This window comes from Streptomyces sp. NPDC102467 (assembly GCF_044765445.1).
GTDB lineage: Bacteria > Actinomycetota > Actinomycetes > Streptomycetales > Streptomycetaceae > Streptomyces.
In genome coordinates this window covers 347042-368562 of record NZ_JBIWKA010000006.1, presented here as the reverse complement: position 1 = coordinate 368562, position 21521 = coordinate 347042, and the positions used below count along the sequence as shown (strand labels likewise).

Below are 21521 nucleotides of genomic sequence, written 5' to 3'. Positions count from 1 at the left end.
GTACATCGAGCTGGAGAGCGAGTCGAGGAGAGGCCGTGCAGTCCAAACGCGACCAGGTACACGCCCATACGTTCATGATGGGCAGGCTCAGTTCGGGTCTGCTGACGGCCGACCCGGACGCCCCGGAGAGCCCGCTGGGCCGCACCACCCGCGGCGTCGTCTTCGGCGCGCTCGCGACCCTTCTCATCAGCGGGGGAGCCGTCGTCTACGGCCTGTTGAGCCCCGGCGGGAACGACAGCTGGCGCGACGGTGAGCACCTGGTGGTCAACCGGGACACCGGCGCCCGGTACCTGTGGACCGGCGCCGACGGCGTGCTGCACCCCGTGCGCAACTACGCCTCCGCGCGGCTGATCGGCGGCTCCGACCTGCCGACCTCCGACGTGCGCACCGCTTCCCTCCAGGACGTGCCGGTGGGCGCCGCGGTCGGCCTCCCCGGCGCGCCGGACACCGTGCCCGGGACCGGCCAACTCGACGACGGGGCCTGGCACATGTGCGCCACAGGCCCTGGCGGGGCGTCGTCCGGCACCTCCGGCGCGGTGACGGCGACCGGGGTGAACAAGCCGGGTGCCACGACCCTGGTGGCCGGCGCCCAGCTCGACTCCAGCGCCGTCAGCGGCGACCACGCGCTGCTGGTACGCGGCCCCGACGACACCGAGTACCTGGTGTGGCGGGGCAGCCGGCTCCCGCTGGACCGCGCCTCCGACGCCCGCAACGCCCTCGGCTACGGCTCCCAGCAGGCGGCGCCGGTCTCGGCGGCCTTCCTCGACGCGCTGGCCTCGGGCCCCGCCCTGAAGCCGCCCCCGGTGCCGGGCCGCGGCGGAGCGGGCCCGGCACTCGGCGGTGAGGCCAGCCGGGTCGGCCAGGTGTTCAAGGTCAGCGTGCCCGGCGGCGGCAGTACGTACCACCTGCTGCAGAAGGACGGCCTGGTGCCGCTGAGCCGCCTCGGCGCCGCCCTGGTGCTCGGCGACCCGGCCACCCAGAAGGAGGCCTACCAGGGCCGTTCGCCCGAGGCGCGCACGGTCGGCGCGGACGCGCTGCGCGAGCACCGGGCGAAGAACACGGGCACCGCCGGATCGGCCGAACTCCCGGACAAGCCGCCCGTCCCCGAGTCGGTGCCGCGCGGGTCCGCGCTCTGCGCGCAGGTGGACGGGGGTGACAGTGGCGCCCGGATCAGGTCCGTACTGGTTCCGCTGACCCGGCTGGCCCCGGTCGCGGCGCCGGAGGGCACCACGCTGCAGCCGGCCTGCGTCCCGACGGACGTCACGGTGGTGCGGCCGGGACGCGGCGCCCTGGTCAGGGCCCTGCACGCGAGCGGCGCCGCGCACGCCGGAACCACCTACCTTGTGGCGGAGAACGGCGTGAAGTACCGCGTCGCGGACAAGGACGCGCTGGCGGCCCTCGGGTACGCGGCGGGCGACATCGGCTCGGTTCCCGCACCGCTGCTCGCGGCGCTGCCGACCGGCGTCGACCTCGACACGGTGGCCGCCACGGGCGCCGTGAAGCCCAAGGTGACGGCTCCGGCCTGCGGCGATGGCGACGCCGCCGGTACCGACGGCAGCAAACCGGCAGGCAAGCCCGGAAAGACGGATGAGGCGGTCGAGGCGGGCACTGTGCGCGCAGCCGACATCAGGCACTGATCGCGTACCGATCGTGCGAAGCAGCCCATAAGGCACCACGGAAAAGGAATGGGGCAGGGGCGGGACGACTTCGAGCCAAATACGGAGCGAAGTCGGTATAACACGCTCCGAGTTCAGAGGAAGCGGGCAGGACCGGCCGCGGCGGCGAACCTCAGATAAAGCTCAGATATTGCGTCGGGTTTCGCAACCCGGGAATCCGTGGCGCGTACGGATTGCCGCATGTGTGTCCGCTCCGTTGCCCGTTCGCCTTCTTCGCGTGCCCGTTTCCGGACCGCTTGACGTCAACGGGCTGATGGTTGTGCCCGGTTGTCCCGGGCGGGTTCCCTGAGGCGTGTTCATCCGGCCGAAACCTCGCGGACAACTCGGCTGCCACGCACGAAATTTGACGAGGCAGCCGATGCTCAAAATTCCCCTGCACGCGTTGCGCGGAACGCCCGCTTCTCTTTAGCCTCGGCGGGTAACGGTGCGACGAGACTCGCCTGAACCACCTGAACGACCTGAACGAAGGGAACGTGACATGGCCGACAGCGCCGCCAGGAAAGCGGACTATGCCAAGGGCCTGGGAGGCGTCTCCTCCCTGGAGTCGGCCCGGCAGCAGGTAGAGAAGATCCAGAACAACGTCGCCGAGATCGCCGCGCGTTCGGGCGTCGGCGGCGACGAGGGACAGGCCCTGCTGAAGCTCTTCCGCAGCTGGAACGCAGAGGCGCAGAAGGTCGTCGTCCAGATCAGCAAGATGATCGACGCGCTTCAGGAGAACGTGTCCTCCGCCAACCGTGTGGCGAAGGAGAACCAGGACCTGACCGAGGTCCTCAACAGCAAGACCAGCCAGGGTGTCTTCGAGGCGCTGCGCTGAAGCCCGCACTGTGCCACCGGCCCCCGCACCGGGCGGCCGGGCCACGTGAACTTCCGGGGCTCCGGCGCCCGGTCACCGAAGAGGAGACGTCATGGCCGACGGCATCATCGATGTGCAGTACCCCAAGGTCCGGCAAGCCATCGAGGAGCTGCAGGAGCAGACCAAGGGCATCATCACGAGCCTCAACAACCTCGAGGACGAGCTGAAGCCGCTCATCAGCTCCTGGGAGGGTTCCGACCAGGAGATGTACCGCGGCGTGCAGGCGGAGTGGGACCAGGCCACCGCGAACATGGCCAAGCTGCTCAACGACAACGGTGAGCTGATCCAGAGCATTCACGACAATCACTCCCGCGACGAGCGCAAGAGCTCCGACAACTGGGGCAGCGTGCGGGCCCGTTAGGCCCCGGCCGCGGTAACCCTTCGTCCGTCCCAGGGGCGGGCCCCGGCATACGGCCGGGGTCCGCCCGTCCGGCACCGAGCGGCAGGCAGGAGAGCGTCAATGGCCGTCGACAAGGCCGACGTCAAGCACTTCAACCTCAAGCAGATGGAGAACTTCCGGGACAACGAGGTCCACCCGGTGTACCTCTCCGCCAAGCGGCACAAGGAGGAGGGCAAGGACGGCGTCGCCCCGCTCAGAGACCTCATCAGACATAAGAAGGCGGACAACCTCGACCCGGATCAGCAGCTGCTGCGGCTCGGCAAGATCGGCAGGGGCAGCATGGTCTCGGGATCCACGCTGCTCGACAGCGTCGACACCGCGGCGACGGCCCTCAACAAGCTGCTCGGTGACCAGGTCAAGCTCTTCGAGGAGTTGAAGGACGCGCTCACCGACACCATCGAGGAGGCCAACAAGACCAAGGACAAAAACCTGGACGCGATCGACGCGCAGACGCTGCTCCAGACCTTCGAAGAGGTCGACACGCTCACGGCGGGAAGCTCGGACGGCACCGGCGGTTCCGACAGCGACAGCAGCTCCGACAGCAGCTCCGACAGCGACTCCGACTCCGACAGCAGCTCCGACAGCGACTCCGACAGCGACAGCAGCTCCGACAGCGACTCCGACTCCGACTCCGACAGCGACAGCGATTCGGACGACGACGATGACTCGGACTCGGACTCGGACGACGACGATTCGGACGACGAGGATTCGGACGACGAGGATTCGGACGACGACGATGACTCGGACTCGGACTCGGACGACGACGATTCGGACGACGAGGACGACGAGGACGACGATGACTCGGACTCGGACGACGATGACTCGGACTCGGACTCGGACGACGATTCCTGAGTCCGTACGGCCCACGCGTGCCGCCGGCACGGATGAAGACTGATCAGAACAGAAGGGGCGCCCGGTGGCCGGAGGAGAGTACGACAAGGACTCCGTCGACAACGTCGTCGAGTACGAGGACGCGAAGAATCCGAAGTCGGACAAGTGGGCCGATCTGGTCAAGCACCTCACCGGCTGGCCCGTGCCACCCCGGTCCGACATCTTCGACGACCTCCAGTCCGACGAGGGCGGAAAGCTCTTCAGGATGGACTTCCAGGAGATCTCCCTCAGCCAGCTCACCAAGGACCGCAGCGTCTCCGGTTTCCTGATGGAGTCGGGTGAGGACTACGACCTCTACTTCTTCGACAAAGACAAGAAGTGGGACATCAAGCAGGCCCGGATCGTCTTCGAGGGCCGTGTGACGGTCGACGGCGAAACGGTCTTCGCCGATCCCGGGTCCACGGACTGGTCCAAGGCGAACGTCCGCGGCGGCAACGAGTTCACGGACTACAACGACGACAAGATGAGCACCGTCAAGCTCGCCCAATACATGAACGGGCCGCGGGCGGCGCTCATGGCTCTGTTGAACGACGGCACCACGGAGTACGCCCGGTTCGAGGGCGAAGACGTCTCGGACAACAACGTGGTGGACCTGAGCTCCTTCAACACCACCGGCCAGTCCTTCGACTACGCTGCCCAGTTCTTCAAGGACCATGCGCCGCTGCTGAAGGACTGGGAGGACCGCTTCGCCTCGGACGACGCGAGCTGGAAGGGCGAGGCGGCGAACGTCTTCCGCAGCCTGCTGGAGAAGATCCGCGACAACTACGACGCCTACGTCGAGACCTTCAACTCCCGCGCGGGGACCGGCGACGAGACCGGCACCGGCAAGACGGTCTACTCGCGTGCCCTGTCGCTGGGCCGCACCCACCTGGAGAACGCCGCCAGGGACCTGCTCGAGGCGTGGGCGAAGTGGGCCAACTCCCCGTACTACGACCCGCATCAGGTGCTGCGCTACGTCCTGGACGACCTCGGCGCGTGGGTGGACGAGAACAACATCGCAAAGACGGACCTCTTGGTAGGCGGGCAGTACAACCAGTTGGTCAGCCACAGCCCCCATGGCGACTTTTCTCAGGTGCACCCCGACTACGGCGACATCAGTGAGAAGGACGCCTGGGTGAAGGTGGGCAACAAGGCGGTCAAGATCTGGTCCCAGGGTGTCAACGACTACCTGGGCACCGCCGCGGCCACCGTGCAGGCCACCCTGAACAACCACTTCGTCGATCTCTCCGACGACTTCTCGGACAACGTGCCCAAGCCGAAGTCGACGGACACGGCCGCCTCGGACTACAAGGACAAGAAGGCCCAGGACGCGCAGGACGACCTCGACGAGGCGAACGCGAAGGCCGCCGCGGACGCGAAGAAGGCGGCCGACGACGCGGCCAAGGCGAACGCGGACGCGGCCGCGGCCGCGAAGAAGGCGGCCGACGACGCCAAGGCGCAGCATGACGAGGACAAGGCGGACGCGAAGAAGGCGGCCGACGAGGCGAAGGCGGACGCGAAGAAGGCGGCCGACGAGGCGAAGGCGCAGCATGATGCGGACAAGGCGGACGCGGACAAGCTGAATGCGGAGGCGAAGGCCGCGGCCGAGGACCAGGCGAACGCCCTGAAGAACAGCCTCAACAGCCCCGGTGGGGGCGGCAACCAGACTCTCGACCTCAATGATCTGCTGAACCCGGGGGGCGGCGGGAACGGAGCGGACACCCCGGGCGGCGGTCAGAACGGCGCGAACAACCCGGGTACCGAGAGCACGATCGATCTCGGCGATCTGCTGAACTCGGGTGGTCAGAACGGCCCGAACAACCCCGCGACGGTGAGTTCGGCCGGCCTCGACGACCTGCTGAACTCGGGTGGTGCGAACGGCGCGGGTACCTCGGGCGGCACGGACAACGTGGGCAATGCGGGTAACGCGGGTGGTACGGGTAACAACGGCGACGCGAACAGCGCGGTCGTCAAGAACCTGGGCAACTTCGGCGATCTGAACACCCCGGGCGCCGGCGGCGACACTGGGCAGCAGTCCACCGCGTTGCCCCCGGCCCTGACGAACCTGGGCAACCTCGGCGGAATCAACAGCCCTGGGTCCAGCAGTGGTGCGGGTACGAACCTCAAGAGCCCGACCGGGGGCAGCACAGGGCTCGACGACCACAAGGTCACGGCCGGGTTCCCGGACGGCAGCAGCACCGCCTTCGACGCCGACAGCGGAACGCTCACCACGACCCACCCGGACGGGTCGACGACCACGGCCGACCTGGGCAACGGTGCCAAGGTGACCAATGCGGACGGCTCGGTGACCTCGCTCGGTGACGACGGCAAGCTGACCACCACGTTCCCCGACGGCACGGTCCAGCACGTCGACCCCGCGACCGGCCAGGCGACCAGCACCGACCCCGACGGCACCACCACCACCCAGAACCTCGGCTCCCTGGGCGACCTCAACAGCCAGGGCAACAACAACAGTCTGGGTGATCCGGGAGACCTCGGTGACATCAACTCCCACCTGACCACCGAGTCGCCCGGTGACCTGAACGGTCTGAACAACCTGAACGACCTGGGCGACCTCGGGAACCTCAACGGCGACCAGGCCGGTCTGCAGACCCCGACGGGCGGTCACACCGCGCTCGACGGCGGCGACTTCACCACCACGTACCAGGACGGCAGCTCCGCCTCGTTCGATCCGGGCGACGGGCAGCTCACCACCACGCACCCGGACGGCAGCAGCACGGTCACCGATCTCACCCACGGGGCGAAGGTGACCAACTCCGACGGGTCCTCGACCCTGCTCGACAACGGGAAGCTGAGCACCACGTTCCCGGACGGCAGCACTCAGATCATCGACCCGGACACCGGAGTCGCGAGCATCACCGACGCGCAGGGCCACACCGAGACAGTGGACCTGGGCGACCTGGGCGACCTCAACTCGTCCGCCAACGGCGGCGGTACGGACCTGCTCAACGGCCTCAACTCGCCGAACACCAGCACCTCGGACCTGCTCGACGGTCTCAACTCGCCGAACAGTGACGTTTCGGGCGCGAGCGGCGGTGGCACCACCAGCCATGAGGTGCCGTTCTCCGAGCTCGGCCTCGACAGCGGTGCCACGAACGCCGGGAGCTCCGGCGGCGGTTACTCCGGCGGCACGGGCCTCGGCGCGGCCACCGACGGGTCCACCGTCGCCTCCGGAACCGGTGTCGCCCCGCTGTCGGACGGCGCCGCCACCACCGCCGGCGCGGCAGCACCGGCCGCCGCCGCGGGGGCCGGCACGCCGGGCGCCCCGGGTACGCCCGGCAGCCCCGGCATGCCGATGGGCGGAGCCGGCGGCATGGGCGGAGGCGCCGAGAAGGGCAACGGGGAGCGGGTGCGCGCCGTACTGGTCGACGCGGTGGAGGAGAGCGAGCGCCGCAACCGACGCCGTCGCAGCCCGTGGAACCGTCAGGAGGACAGCGACACTTTCCTCTCGCCCGCTTCCCGCGTGTCGACCACCGGCGGTGGCGGCGGCACGGGCGGCGACAGCTCCGAGCAGGAGAGCGAACCGGGTCGCAGGACCACCAGTTCCGCCGACTACCTGGAAGAGGACACGGACGTGTGGGGCACCGAAGAGGGCGGCACCCCGGCCGTCATCGGCCGGTGAGCACAGCGTTTCGCGTAGAGACGCATCCCACCTGGCCCCGGCTTCCGCAGAGGGGCCCTCACCAGGCAAGATCAGGTGAGCAGTTGACCGTACGGCGCGGAAGGGCGGAGTGGGTGTGACGGAACCGCTGGAGAAGCGACTGGAGAAGGCGATGGCCGAACTCCACGAGGCGCAGGAGGCGGTCGCGCGCACCGAGCGCGAGCTGCGCGAGGCGTCGTTCGCGGTGCTCTCCTCCGACCGCGCGGTCCGCGCCACGGTGGGCCCGCAGGGCGAGTTGGCCGGGATCGAGTTCCTGGACAACAAGTACCGCGACATGTCCCCGCAGGAGCTGGCCGCCAGCGTCCTGGAGGCTTCGAGCGCCGCCCGTACGAAGATGAACCGGCACGTCATGAAGGCGATGGCGCCCTTCACCGAGCCGAGCAGCAACGTGCCGGAGCTGAAAGGCTTCGAGCTGGACTGGGAGCGGATCTTCGGCCCCGAGGTGCTGCGCGATGACGACGACGAGACGGCCACGGCACGCGACACCGCGGCGACCCCCGGCTGGCGGGACGCACTCGGTGAGGACGGGGAGGACTGACCGATGGGACAGCGCTACTACGCCGACCCGCAGCGCATCGAGGCCCTGGCCGAGCAGCTGGAGGAGATCGGTGACCTGGCCAGGAGCATGACCGAGGAGTTCCTGGACGAGCTCGCCCCCACGGTCTCGTGGCCCGGCTCGGGCGACGACTTCGCCGACACGGCCAAGCCGCAGGAGAAGAAGGAGCGGCAGACCACCAAGGACACCATGTTCGCCATCCGCGACGCGGTGGTCGGCATCACCGACGCGACGCTCGAGCAGGTCCGGCTGATGGAGCACACCCGCGACGGCAACCTCGAAGGCATCAAGCAGGTCAACGACCGCGTAGAGACGAACGGATCGACCGGTGACGGCGCCGACACCGGCGGGCATGGCCGCCATTGACCTCTCCGCCGTAGGCCGCTCCCGCACCACGCCGGGAGCGGCCACCCGGGCGTGCCCGCTCGGACCCGGGGGCGGCCCCCGGTGAGCATCATGGCATCGCCCGAGATCAACGCGATGATCTTCATCCTCACCGGGGAGAAGCTCATCACCGCCGACGAGGATCTCGCCTACGACAGCCGCCTGCCCTACTCCGACCTCGGCCGGAAGCTGGACAAGTTCTCCTCGCTGATCAACAAGTCGGTCCACGACATCGCCCAGGTCATGCCGGACGACCTTTCCACGTCGTACGCCCAGGCGATGGGCACGCTCACCGGCAAAGGTGGCAAGAGCTACCTGACCGAGTTCGCCGACCAGTTGGGGAAGATCGCCGACGGCCGGCGCAAGACCTCCATGGACATCATGGAATCCAAGTGGCAGGTGATCGCCGAGATCATCCGGCTGCTCCTCGAGATCGCCATCTACCTGGCGATGTCCTTCTTCACCGGTGGCGCCTCGGCCAGCCAGATCATGCTGGCCAAACTACGCAGCCGGTTCATGATCCTCACCACGATCAGCCACCTGCTGCAGCGGCTGCATCTGGCGCCCTCGCTGACGGAGGCGCTCGAGGAGGCCTTCACCACGTTCGCGGTGCGGCTCGCGATGATGAACTTCGCCCCCGACGGCCGACGGCCCGACGGTTTCGACTGGGGCCAGATCCTCAAGGACGGCGCGTTCGGCGCCGCCGCGGGCGGTCTCACCAGCCTCTTCGGCAAGTGGGGGAAGAACCTCGTCGACGGCTACGACAACAACTTCCTCAAGAACGGCCCGGACCTCGGCTTCAAGAACCCGCCCACCCCCACTCCGCACACCCCGACACCGGACCCCAAGACTCCGGCCCCGGGCCCCGGCCCGAAGAGCCCCACACCGACCCCGACCCCGACTCCTACGCCGACCCCGACTCCTACGCCGACCCCTAGCCCCAAACCGACCCCTTTGCCAACCCCCACCCCTACGCCTACCCCTACGCCCACTCCTAGCCCTACCCCTACGCCGGGCAGCGGTCGTCCTGGCCCCGATCCGTACACCAGCGGCCCGAGCCCCAAGAGCGGCAACCCGTTCGCGTTCACCAACAACTTCACGAACAACCCAAGCCTCTGGCGGAACAACGAGATCCTGCTCAGCTTCGCCGACCGGCCGGGCACGGTGGCCGGACACTACGGGATCAAGGGGGCGACCGACTTCGTCGTGGCCGGAGCCGGTGAGGGGCTCGGCGAGATCCTGATCAAGGGTGCCTTCGACAATGACTGGTCCACCAGCTGGTCCACGTTCGTCGGCGCGGGCATCAGCAGCCAGGTCGAGTCGACGCTCACGGGCGGCGCCATGAACAGCGGCGCCGAACTGCGCAACGCCATCAACAACCTGCGCACCAACCCGCCCACCGTCTCCGGCGGCATCGGTGACACCGGGGATTCCGGCGGCTCCGTCCGCACCGGCGATTCGGGGGCGGGCACGAGCGCCACCGGCGGTGACGGCGCGACACGCGACGGCGGATCGCCGATCTCCTCCACCACACAGAGCCCGCCGCCGAACACGACGTCCCAGAGCCCGCCGCCGTACACGTCGTCCCAGAGCCCGCCGCCGTACGCTTCGCAGGATTTGTCGTCGCATTCCGCGGGGCCGTCGTCGTCCGTGTCCGCGGCCGAGAACGATCTGTGGCAGCAGGTCCACGCCGGCCCCGCCGACGCCCGTGCCCAGGCGCTGAGCGACCTGGCCGACCTGCGCTCGCAGCCCCCGTCCAGCACCGAGATAGGCGTCCGCGACGGTCTGCACGGCGCGCTGTCGGACGTGCCCGAGGTCCGGGTGGTGACCGCCGGGGACAGCCCCGCCGCCCACCTCGACACGGACGAGGTCCGCCGCGCCCTGGACGGCTTGGGCACCCCGGTCACGGTGGACACCCCGAGCGGCGCGACCACGACCACGACCGGCGGAACCCATCACACGCCAGCGCCCCCTGGCCAAGCGGACAGCGGCGTCGTCGGGTCCTCCCACGGTGCGGGTACGTCGGGTGGGTCCGGTACGTCGGGTGGATCTGATACGTCCATGGGGTCGGGTACGTCGACGGGGGCGGGGAGTTCGGATGGCCCTGGTGTGTCGGCGGGGCCGGGAGCGGCCAACGGCTCTGGGGCGTCGGACGGTCCTGGGACTTCGGTAGGACCTGGTGCTTCGGCGGGGCCTGATGTATCGGCGGGGCTCGGGGGTTCGGATGGGCCCGGCGCGTCCGCGGGGCCGGGGGCGTCGCACGGCTCTGTGACGTCGGACGGTCCTGGGACGTCGGCGGGGACCGGGGTTGCGGCTGGGCCTGGGGCATCGACGGGGTCCGGTGCCTCGGCTGGGCCTGATGCGTCGGCGGGGCTTGGAAGCTCGGATGGGCCGGGGACTTCGGATGGCCCTGGTCCGTCGGCGGGGGAGGCGGACGGCCCCGGGGCTTCGGCGGGGTCTGGGGCCGCGGCTGGGCCTGATGCTTCGGCGGGTCCTGATGCTTCGGTGGGACCTGGGAGCTCGGCGGGCTCCGGGGCTTCGGCGGGACCTGGGGCCTTGGCCGGCCCTGGGGCTTCGGCCGGACCGAACACTTCGGCAGGACCCGATGCATCAGCGGGGCCCGCAAGCTCGGATGACCCCGACGCGTTGGCGGGTCCCGATGCAGTGACGGGTCCGGGTACGTCTACGGGGCTCGGGACGTCGGACGGCTCCGGGGCAGCGGCGGGGGCCGGCACATCGGCGGGGCCCGACGCATCGACAGGGCCGGAGACTCCGGCGGCGCCCGGGTTTTCCGCCGGACCCGGGGTGCCGGTGGGGCCGGGGGTCGGGCCCAACACTTCGGCGGGGCCCGGTACCTCGACGGGTGCCGGAAACCCCGGGCCCGGTACTTCGGCGGGTTCCGGGACCTCTGCCCGGCCTGGAGCCTCTGCTGGGCCCGGGACTTCGGTGGGTCCTGGAGCCTCGGCCGGTCCCGGGGTTTCCGGCAATTCCGGTGGTGTTCCCGGATCCGGGAACACCTCGGCCTCCTCCGCCACGCCGTCGCCGCAGAACACCGGGACCCCGGACCGAACGGTCCCGGCGGACGGATCAACGGACGCCGAGCCTTGGCCGGACGGCGTCAACGGGGTTGCGACGGAGGGCACTTCGGACAACCCAGGGAACGACTCTGTCCTGACCGGCGATGCGCAGACCGGCCCCGGACCCGCCCAGAACCCCGCCCCGCCGCTGACGGTCGTGGTCTCGGAGGTGCCGCCGCCGAGGGAGGGAACGCCGGAGGCAACCGCGTTGCTGGACCGGGCCGGGGCCGACCGGGCCGTCGTGCTCGGGCCGCCGGTCGCGACGGACGGATCGGGCAACCCGGTGCGCGTCGCCGTCGAATTGACCCGTGCGGGGCCGGGCGCCCCGGTCCAGGTACGCCCCCTCGCCGGCCCACCGTCCACGACAACGCCGAACGGCACCACAGGCACGGCGGGCATCCCGAACACCATGAGCACGTCGGACACCACGTTCCACGGTGCCGACGTGCTGCTACCGCTCGCCGACGCACTCGGCACAAATCTCGCACCGGATCTCGCACCGGATCTCGCACCGGATCTCGCACCGGATCTCGCACCGGATCCTGGTCCCGCCAATCCGCACACCGTGCGGACCGAGAGCGGAGACCCGTTCAGCACCACCCCGGGGCGCCCGGCCGGTACCGTAAACCTCGGGTCCGAACCCGCCGCCCCCTCCCGCATCGAGACGGAGACAGCCACCGACCTGCACCTGGAGTCGGGCCGCGGCAACGGACACGGCACCGGCATCGGCACGGGCGGACCAGGCCCCGGGCACGGCGGCAGCCCTCCGCCGCCCCCGCCCACCACCGTGTCGGATCCCCCCACGGCACCGGCACCGGCACCGGCACCGACACCGACACCTGCACGGATCGTCGTACGGCCCGTGGAGCGAGCCGGTGCCACCAGTGACGGAAGGGGCCCCGAAGCCGAGCCTGTCGTCACGACCCTGGACGGCCACACGGTGCCCGTCACACAGCTGCGGCTCTGGATGTCGGACGCGGCCGTCGTGCCTCAACCAGGGCGTGCGGTACAGACGTTGACCATCTCGCAGAGCCCGGCCGAGGACGGCACGGCGCACGGCGCGGGACGCCGCGAACTGCTCGGCCAGGACACCTTCCGCGGGGTACGGACCACGTCCGCCCCGGAGACACCGCCCGCGTCCCCGGAGACGGTCCCGGACCCGCCCGCCACCCGCACCGTGTTCACCGGCCCGCCGACCCCGCTCCCCGGCTCCGGCACCCCGCAGGGTGCCGACTACTTCGCGGCACACGGCACACCACGTACCGTCACACTCGGAACCGACGACGCGGCGCGTCCCACCGTCGAGGTCAGCGGCGTACAGCTCGGAGAGGTACTCAAGGACGGCGCGCAGGACCGGCCGCTGGTCCTCTACTCGTGCGAGACCGGGCGGCAGCCGCTGGTGGCGGGGCTGCCCGTGGCCCAGCACGTGGCGAACCGGACCGGCCGGCAGGTGTACGCGCCGACCACCGAGGTCGGCACGGCAAGGGACGCCGACGGCGTCGTCCGCGCCGTACTCACCGAGGGTCCGGACGGGCCGGGCCGGTGGCGGCTGTTCACCCCCGAGCCCAGCGGCGCCGACCTGGACCGCGCGGCGCGCGACGCCGGACTGCACGCGGGCCCGGGGCCGGTCGACGCCTTCGCCCACGCCCGCACCCTCCAGCAGATCCGCACCCTGCGCGACGTGCTCGGCCCGGACGCCGAACAGCGCCCGGAGAACCGGGACTTGCTGGCCGGTCTCGCGTACGTAGACGGTCTGCGCTGGCACAGTCCGGACAGCGCCGCCCGTTACGGCGACGGCCGGATGACCCCGGACCTGCTGAGCCGCATGGTCGGCGACCGGCTCGGCGCGGCGGCCCCCACGGGCCCCGTGGCCGAACCCACCGTCGAGCAGTACACCGAATTCCTGCGCGCCGCGGCCGACTTGCGTGCCACTGGCGACCCCGATGTCACGCTGGACGCCCTGCTGCCCCCGCCGCCCGTGCTCCTGCCCCCGGCCACGCTGATCTCGCAGGAGGACGTGCGCGGTCTCGCGTACGCGCCGGCCGCACAAGTCACCTGGTCGCTCTCCGACACCCCGCTGCCCCTGTCCGACCTGGCGCTCAGCCCCGAGGACATCGCCGAACTCGCGCGCCGTAGGCCGGACTTGGCGCCCGTGCCGACCCGCCCGGAGAGCATCGCCGAGAGTCTCACCGTGCTCAGCAAGCCCCCGGCGACGACGCAGACCGTGCTCGCGGACGGCAGTGAGCTGGCGCGCCTGGTCACCCCCGGCGACGGCAACTGCTTCTTCCGGGCGCTCCTCGACAGCGCGCGCGGCCAGGAGATACCGCCCGCGTGGGCCGCACGCAACGTCGCCGGGCTGCGCGGCCTGCTGCGAGACAGGATCACCGGCTCCGAACTGGCCTCCGCGGCGGCGGAGGCCACTCCTGACCCGGTGCTCGCCGTGGTGGACGATCTGCGGATGACTGCCCTCGCCGGGGTGCACCCGGACGAGCACAGCGACATCACCGAGCAGTGGAACTGGATCGCGCAGAAGGTCGTCACCGACGGCGACCCCACGCGGTGGCAGCGCATCCTGCGGAACAGCGGATACCCGTACCTCGCCGAGGTGGCCCCCACCCCGGCCGACGCGCGACGGCTCGGCACCGAGGGGTTGTTCGCCGCGGCCGCCGAGCACTCCGTGCTGTGGTCCTCCCCCTTCGCCGACCTGCTCCCGCAGGCGCTGGCGCACACCCTCGACCTCGACCTGCGGCTCGTCCAGCCCGACGGACACTCGCCGGGGAACACGTACGTCACTCCGCTCCACCCGGGTGGCCGGGCGGGAACCCTGCACCTGGCGTACAACGGCACCGACCACTACGACGCCCTGATCCCCGCCGCCGCACTGCCCACCCCGAAACCGACTCAAGCATCCCCTCAACCTGCCCCGCCCACAACGGAGTCGGCCCAGTCCACAACGCAACCGGCTCCGCCCTCAACGGAGTCGGCTCCGCCCTCAACGGAGTCGGCTCCGCCCTCAACGGAGTCGGCTCCGCCCGCGACGGAACCTGCGCCGCCCGCCTCGGAATCGACCCCGCCCGCCTCGGAATCGACCCCGCCCGCAACGGAGTCGACCCCGCCCGCGACGGAACCTGCGCCACCACCCACCCCGGAATCGGCCCCGCCCGCAACGGAATCGACCCCGGCCACCCCGGAATCGGACACCTCCGACGCCTTCGGGGACTGGCTGCGCGACATGGGCGGGATCGCCGACCTCTACGCCACGGAATCCGACCCGGGTGATCTGGTACCGCTGGAGACGCAGCTCGACCGGCACCGCCCGGCCCGCCTGCTCACCGGTGAGGACGCCCTTCCACCCGGCCCGGCGCCCGGCACCGTCACCTTCGACGACGGCGGCCGGCTGCCCGCCGTCCTGCTCGTCCCGGACACCGATCCGGACGCCGCGAGCCCGGACAGCGGCGCCGACGGCACGCGGCCGACTCCGGTCCCAGGGCTCTTCACCGGACTGGGCACGCTCACCCTGCGTTCGCCGAACGAGGTGGCGAACGAGATCCTCGGGAAGCTGCCGCCCAAGCTGCGCGACCAGTTCGACGAGGCGGAGCTGCTGCGCCTGCTGACCGAACAGCCCGGCGCCTTCACCGCCCCGCGCGGCGCCCGCTTCGTGGGCCGGGAGAAGTCCGGCGTCGGCCATGAACTGACCGTCGAGGCAGTCCCGTACCACCGCTGGGAACGCTTCTCGGACGTGGGCGGTGCCACGGTCAAGGTCGACACCATGCGGCGCGGCCAGTCCGGTTACGGAAGCGGGCGCAGCGTGGGTGTCGGGCGCCGGATCGCCGGCGCGCTGAGCATGGGCCCGCCGCTCGAATGGCTGCTGAAGATCGGCCTCTCCCTGGGCTGGAGCCGCAGGACCGATTACACCCAGGGCACCCAGGCGTTCAACCAGACCGAGTACCGCGCCATCGACGGCTCCCACCTGCACCTCGACGACGTGTACTACCGGGTGCGCGTGGACCGCGTCACCGAGGCGCCGAGGACCGAGAGCACCGGCGTCACCGACAGCACTGGCAGCGCCGACAACACGGACACCGGGCCCAGTACATCGCCCCACTGGCTGCGCAGCCGCGCGCACACCGCCGAGTTCGCTGTGCGGGACGGGCTGAGCTGGCGGCTGCCCGACGACCTCACCGTGCCCTACGCGGGGACCAGGCGCGCACCCGAGACTCTGACGTTCCCGAGCGGTGTCGAGCCGCGGATCACCGAGACCACCGGGCTGCACCTGACCGACCCGCCGGAGGATCTGGCCCTCGCCATCTCCGGTGCGCGGCCGGGCAGTTCGGCCCACCGCACGCTGATCTCGTTCGTCCGGCCGGGCCGTCTGCTGCCCCTGTTCGGTCGGCTCACCGCACCGGTCAGCGGCCCCGAGCTGACCCGGGGCAGCGGCCGGCACCCGCTGGGACACCTCGTCGTGGAGCGGTCGGTGCCGCACCGGGCCACGCTGGTCACCGAGTCGGTCAAGGCGGAACTGCGCGATCTCACCCAGACCACGTACCAGAACCAGCGCGGCCACGTCCGTGACACCCGCGTGGGCGTCCAGATCACCTCCGGGCCGAACCACACATACGTCGGTTCGCAGGTCGACGTGCGCGTGCAGGGCGGCCCCCTCGTCCGTACGGACCTCAGCTCCGGGCGCAGTCACTTCTTCGGCGCCGACACGGCCCGCAAGGTCACCGGCCGCGTCCGCAGCCACCCGATCGCGCTGTACCGGGTCGAGCGCACCCTGATGGTGCGCGCGGCCGGTGAACCGCCGTCCGCGGCCCGCCCGTTGCGCGTGGTCAGCCTGGACTGGATCTCCACCCAGGACGCGCGCCGGCTCGCGGGCTGGGACGCCCGGACGCCCGGACAGGCGGGCCCGTACCCGGCGGCCGAACCGCCCGTGCCGTGGTACCTCACCCGCGAGGACCCCGTGCACCTGGGCGGCCAGGTCCGCGCCGAGGGCTTTCGCCCCGGCCGCCCGTCGAACCCCGTACTCTCCCAGGACCCTGCACCCGCCCAGGATCCCGCACCCGCTCAGAACCCTGCCCCGGCCCAGGACCCCGCTCCCACCCAGGGCTCCGCCCCCACCCAGGGCTCCGCCCCCACCCAGGGCTCCGCCCCCACCCAGACCGGGACCGAGACCCAGACCCAGACCAAGGGCCCCGCTTCCGACCACGGCCGGGATCCCATGCGGGTCTTCGCCGACACGGTCCTGGACACCCTGCACCGCTCGTACCCGACGCTGTTCGTCCCGCCACTGATGCTGCGTCACCCGCGTCTCAGCAAGCTCTGGTACGGCGACGGGCGGATGCGGACCGCGCTGCACAACGACCGGCAGGTGCGCGAGGCGCTGAACCGGCCCAGCCTCGCGCAGAGTCTGGAGAGCCTGACCACCACCGGCGTACCCGTCACCCTCACCGAGGACGGCAAGGTGCGCCGCGGCCACCACACGCTGATCCTGCGGGCGCGGCTGACCGACCGCCGGTTCGAGACGACCATGAGCGAGCGTTCGCTGCGCAACGGGGTGATCGGCACCGAGGTCTCCGGCCAGGGCCAACAGGCGAGCATCGGGGTGTCCGGCGGCGTCGAGCTGGGCATCTCGCCGCGCGACCACGACAAGGTGCCCGACACCAGCTCACCGCGCCAGATCGGCAGCTTGGCGCTCGGCGCCCGCTACGCGAAGGCCGGCCAGAAGGCCACCCGGACCACGGACGCCGTCACCCACGACAACCTGACGTTCCAGACCGGCGCCGACCTCTACAGCTACGAAGTGAAGCTGAGCGCCGACTTCGAGGGCCACCGGCGCCCGCGCGGCTGGACCCGGCTCGTCTCGGTGGGCCTGCTCGGCGCGGGCGTCTTCGTCAGCAAGATCGAGGAGCGGCCCCTGTTCAGCAAGGGTGCCGAGACCGTGGGCCGGGTGGAACTGGCCGTGCCCGCTGCACACGGCTCCGAGCACCACGCCCCCGCCGACCCGCCGCTCACCGGCACGGCGCCCACACCCGCCCCCACGCCCGCCCCCCAGCGGCGCCCGGCAGTCGAGGCGGACCAACTCCTCGACGGGACACGCCCGTTGAAGCCCCCGCACTCGGCCGACCAGCTGCTCACCCATCAGCTGCTGAGTTCCCCGCACGTGGTGCTGAGTACGGAGGGCGGCGAGCTGCGCCAGCAGCTCATGCAGGACACCGCCGACCGCGCCTCCGGCACCTCATGGCACGTCAGCGCGCCCGGCGCCCCGGCACGCGGCGCGCTGCGCAGGGCCGTGGCGAACCTCGGTATCGCCGGTCAACTCGGCCAGTATCTGGGCCCGTTCGGATCGCGGATCACCGGGCTGAACGGCGCGAGCCCGCTGCGGACCCACTACCTGAAGGCGGCGGTCCGCGGCGAACTGAGCAACTTCCGGGTCAAGAGCGATCCCAAGCCGGCCAGCCTCGAAGCCACCCTCGGCCACGAGCACCGCGTCGCGGGCAGCCGCGGCACGGCGTCCCGCTTCACCGTGGGCCTGCAGGGCAGCGACATAGTGCTGCAGCAGGCCCCGGGACAGCAGCCGGTGAGCGGCTCCTACGCGACCGCCCTCCAGCAGGCCTGGGGCAAGGGCCACAGCGTCACGCAGACCGTCGCCCGCGGAAAGAGCAGCATTCTCTCCTACGTGGGACGGACGTACCTGGTGGTCGCCGACGCCGCCGAGACCGTCGCGGTGCGGGACCGCTGGACCGCCGCGATGGGCACGGTCGGCACCCGCGCCGCCGCCCGGCTCAGCTCCGCGGCCGGGCGGCTCTCCGAAAGCCTCGCGAACGGTCTCGCCCCGCGTCGCGCCGCCGCCGCGCTCCAGACCATCCGCGACGCGGTGATGTTCCATCTGCCGATGCAGGACGCCATCGAGGCCGGTCTCGCGCCGGACGGCATGGGCACCGCCACCCCGAGCAACCTCGGCGGCGGCTACCGGGTGTCCCCCTTCCTGAGTGGCCGGCGCTTCCCCGGCCATCCCAGCGGGCAACTCGACGCGAGCCACGCGGCGGGCCAACTGATGCGCGGCATGGAGAAGATCGGCGTGCCCTCGCACGACCGGGAGCAGGTGCTCCAGCGGCTTTCGCCGGACTTCCTCCGGGCCCACTTGCAGGAACTGACGACCGACGGCACGACCCTGCCGGTCCGCTACCGCGCATGGTCGCGGCCGAACCACCTGCCGACCGGCGGCAGCCCCGCGCAGGTGCGGTTCAAGCTCACTCCGGTCCACACCACCGTGGAGCGGCTGCGTACCGGTTACGAACTGGAGGACTACCGCAACACCGCCCGCGACGGTGCCGACACCACCGGCCAGGAGCGCGGCGGCGACGTCACGCTCGGCGTCGGGCAGCGCGCGACCGAGGGCCTCCTGACCGTCAACCCCTCGCTCCAGGGCACCGCGGCGCAGCAGCAGTCAAGTACCCGGACCGAGACCGCGGGCAGCCTCGCGATGCCGAACATCGCCACGACGCTGACTCACGCCGAGATCGTCACCAGTTACACCCTGACCGTCACCATGACGGACGCGGACGGCGCACCACTCGCCCCGCGCGCCGTCGCCCCCGTCGGCACCCTCAACGAGGTCGTGCCGACCAGCCTGCTCACCCCGGAGGGTGAGGGCAGCGAAGGCACGCTCACCGAGCAGAACGTGCCCGAACCGGAGCGCGCGGTACGGGTATTGACCCCCGACCAGGCCCGCCCGGAGGGCATCGCCGCATGGCGCACAGCCGCCGCCACCGATGCTGCTGCCGCGAACGGCGCCACTGACGCTGCTGCCGCGAACGGCGCCACTGATGCGGCCACCGGTGAGGTCGCAGACACCACTGACGCCACCACCGTCTCCGACGTTCTGTCCTTCGACGACCGGATCGGCTCCGGCATCCTCGCCGTCGACATCCACGGCGCGGCCAACGTGCGGGACGCCCTGACCCTCGCCACCGCCCGCGCCGACGGCCTCGGCGACAGCGACGCCGGCAAACGGCACACCGGCACCTCCCTCGGCGCACGCGTCCGCATGGCCCACCAGACCCCGCTCACCGGTCTCGGCACCGCTCCCGCCCAGGCCCAGCAGGAGGCCACCTCGCAGGGCGGCCTCACCGCCGGCTTCCGTGAGGCGCTCGGCGCCGACGGCACCGAGCTGCCGCTCCAGTCCTCCGCCCGGCTCTTCGGCCAGTCCCACACCGCCGAATCCCGCCTCTACGCGAAGATGCACCGCACCGGCGCCAAGCTGCTCGCCGTGGAGAGCAAGTCGCGTATGGAAGCCATGGGGCGGTGGAAAACGTCCGACGCGCTGGACTCCGGCACCGTCGACAACGTCGAGGGCGCGGTGGGCACATCGCCTCTGGCGGGCACCAGCAACGCGGGTCTGACCATCCCGGGTGCCGCGGTGCCGATCGGCGGCTCGAACGACGGCACCACGCTCAAGGCCACCGTGGACACCACCCTCGGCACCCACCTCAAGGTCATCGCCGACCGCAACATGCTCTTCGCGCTGCCCGTCAGCTGGCTCTCGGTGTCCGAAGTGAATCACCAGGTCTCCGACAGCCGTCCGCTGCAGGCGCTCGGCAAACCCGTGCGCGGCCCGCGCGCCGTCGAGGCGGAGACCACCGCGCTGGTCTGGCTGCGCGAGGACATCGCTCGCGACTACGGTCTCCTCGACGACACCACGTTCCCGAGCACGGCCATCAAGGCCTGGGACGACATGGCCGAGGCGGCGGCCGACCTCGCCACCGCCGAGAAGAGCTACTACGACGCCCGGGCCAAGGCCCGCGAGACGTGGCTCGCCCTCGACGCGCCGGAGCGGGCCGCACTCGGCGGCGACCACCCGGACCTGGCGACCGATCTGCCGCCGACGGTCGCCGAGTCGCCGGCCGTCACCGCCTGGCAGGCCGCCCGCGAAGAGGTCCGCAAGTGGCAGGGCCGCAGCGACACCGCCGCCGCGGACCACCACCGGCTCTACCTCGCGGCCTCCCGGCTCACCGCCCACCATCAGGGTCCGGCCACGGACACGGAGCCGGACCCGCCGCAGAAGTACACCAAGCCCGACTGGCGCTCCGAGGCGCCCGACCCGTACAAGATCACCGACGGCACCGCCGACTCCCCGCCGCGCACCCTCACCTCGCCGGACGGCGTCACGGTGCGCAAGGTGCACGACGTGCCGCACGACGGCGCCTCGTTCTTCCACGCGCTGCTCGCCACCGCCGGGACCCGGGGCAGGCTGCCCCTCCTCCTCGGTAACGACCTCGCCGCCCGGTTCACGGCCACCCCCGACGACCCGGCCGTCACCGCCGAGGCCATCGACGCCGCCCGCCGCAGCCTCGCCGAGGAGCTGGGCAAGGACGGCAACGAGGACCTGCTCGACGCCCTCGCCCTGGACGCCGGGGACACCTTCACCCAGGCCGAACTCAACGACGCAGGGGTGACGTTGGAGCCTCCGCATCAGGCCGAGTTCGACGCCTTCGGACGTCTCCCTGCGACCTTCTGGCCGACGCCCGCCCAGCGGGTGAAGCTGGCCGTCGCCGCCCTGTCCCGCCCGTTCGCCAGCGAGCCGCGGCAGGACGACGCCGCGCAGCCGGACGTTGAACTGGCGCCGCCCGAGCGCCTGGCCGGCGACCACGGCGGCGCCGACCTGCTGCCCGCGCTCGCCGCCCGGGTCCTGAACACCCCGCTCACCGTGGTCACCGGGGAGGGCCGCGACCAGGTCTTCCTGCCGCGCCACGGGGACCTGGCCGCCGTCAAGCCGACCGCCGACCCGGTCCTCTTCGCCGACAAGGGCTTCTTCTACGCCGCCCTCCCGCCCGGCACCCCGGCCCCGGTCACCACGGCGCTGCCGCCGCCCGGTACTGACGCGAAGAGCCCGGACGAGAAGGGCCCGGATGGGAAGGCTCCGGAGTCGAAGGGGTCTGCGCCGGCGAAGGGTGCGGACGTGAAGGCTCCGGAGACGAAGGGGTCTGCGCCCGCGAAGAGTGCGGACGTGAAGGCTCCGGAGAG

6 protein-coding genes and 2 pseudogenes are annotated in these 21521 nt (G+C 71.4%); all 8 read left to right on the top strand.

Translation table 11 applies throughout. The features are described from left to right. Positions 1 to 35: 35 nt before the first annotated feature. A complete protein-coding gene (gene eccB, locus ACIREE_RS14725; protein ID WP_404150986.1) occupies positions 36 to 1637 on the top strand; it encodes a type VII secretion protein EccB in 1602 nt (533 codons plus the stop codon). A 517-nt stretch (positions 1638 to 2154) separates the two neighbouring features. Then, positions 2155 to 2490, top strand: coding sequence for a hypothetical protein (locus ACIREE_RS14720; RefSeq protein WP_404150984.1), 336 nt, complete (start codon positions 2155 to 2157; stop codon positions 2488 to 2490). A gap of 91 nt (positions 2491 to 2581) precedes the next feature. Further along, entirely contained in the window at positions 2582 to 2890 is a 309-nt protein-coding gene (locus ACIREE_RS14715; RefSeq protein WP_363191785.1) for a WXG100 family type VII secretion target, read from the top strand. A 99-nt stretch (positions 2891 to 2989) separates the two neighbouring features. Continuing rightward, positions 2990 to 3433, top strand: a pseudogene (locus ACIREE_RS14710) (type VII secretion system-associated protein); the annotation flags it as partial. Between the two features lie 412 nt (positions 3434 to 3845). Continuing rightward, complete coding sequence (locus tag ACIREE_RS14705) at positions 3846 to 7442, top strand: AAWKG family protein (protein WP_404150982.1); 3597 nt, start codon at positions 3846 to 3848, stop codon at positions 7440 to 7442. A 115-nt stretch (positions 7443 to 7557) separates the two neighbouring features. Then, the gene (locus ACIREE_RS14700) at positions 7558 to 8019 is read left to right on the top strand and encodes a YbaB/EbfC family nucleoid-associated protein (protein WP_404150980.1); all 462 of its coding nucleotides are present in this window, start codon (positions 7558 to 7560) and stop codon (positions 8017 to 8019) included. Positions 8020 to 8022: 3 nt separating this feature from the next. Continuing rightward, positions 8023 to 8403 (top strand): hypothetical protein, encoded by a 381-nt coding sequence (locus ACIREE_RS14695; RefSeq protein WP_404150979.1) that lies wholly within the window; start codon positions 8023 to 8025, stop codon positions 8401 to 8403. A gap of 90 nt (positions 8404 to 8493) precedes the next feature. Further along, positions 8494 to 21521: pseudogene (locus ACIREE_RS14690) on the top strand (hypothetical protein); the annotation flags it as partial.

Bases quoted from the DNA above. Each gene is read 5' to 3' on its own strand.
- ACIREE_RS14695 (WP_404150979.1), top strand. From the start codon at position 8,023: ATGGGACAGCGCTACTACGCCGACCCGCAGCGCATCGAGGCCCTGGCC.
- ACIREE_RS14720 (WP_404150984.1), top strand. From the start codon at position 2,155: ATGGCCGACAGCGCCGCCAGGAAAGCGGACTATGCCAAGGGCCTGGGA.
- ACIREE_RS14715 (WP_363191785.1), top strand. From the start codon at position 2,582: ATGGCCGACGGCATCATCGATGTGCAGTACCCCAAGGTCCGGCAAGCC.